This is a genomic window from Glutamicibacter sp. 363 (genome assembly GCF_052379505.1).
Classification (GTDB): Bacteria; Actinomycetota; Actinomycetes; order Actinomycetales; family Micrococcaceae; genus Glutamicibacter.
In genome coordinates this window covers 1-374 of sequence record NZ_JBQSYR010000095.1, presented here as the reverse complement: position 1 = coordinate 374, position 374 = coordinate 1, and the positions used below count along the sequence as shown (strand labels likewise).

1 pseudogene is annotated in these 374 nt (G+C 56.1%); it reads left to right on the top strand.

The features are described 5' to 3' along the window. Positions 1 to 374: pseudogene (locus tag ACT3UA_RS19005) on the top strand (IS3-like element ISAar44 family transposase); the annotation flags it as partial.

Here is a 374-nt window from a genome sequence, read left to right as displayed (position 1 = left end):
CATGGGAAAAGCACACGCGCTCTTGGAGCAGATCTCGAAGAGCGCGGATTCAGAATAGACTCCCGTGCGTTCATGAAAAACGTCTTTGACCAGCTCGTTGAGTCTGGGATTTCGACTCGCCGAGCCAGTTCTCTGGCTGGTGTCAGCCGAGCCACGATGGCCCGCCACAAGCGTGCTGAACGTTTTCCACCCAAGCCAGTTGATGCGCCTCGGCCGGCACCGGCGAACAAGCTCACCGAGGCTGAAGAAGCGTTGATTCTTGAAACGTTGAATAGCGACCGGTTTGTGGATCAAGCACCAGAACAGATCTATGCTGTGCTGCTCAGCGAAGGGACCTACTTGTGTTCGGTGGCCAGCATGTATCGGCTTCTGCG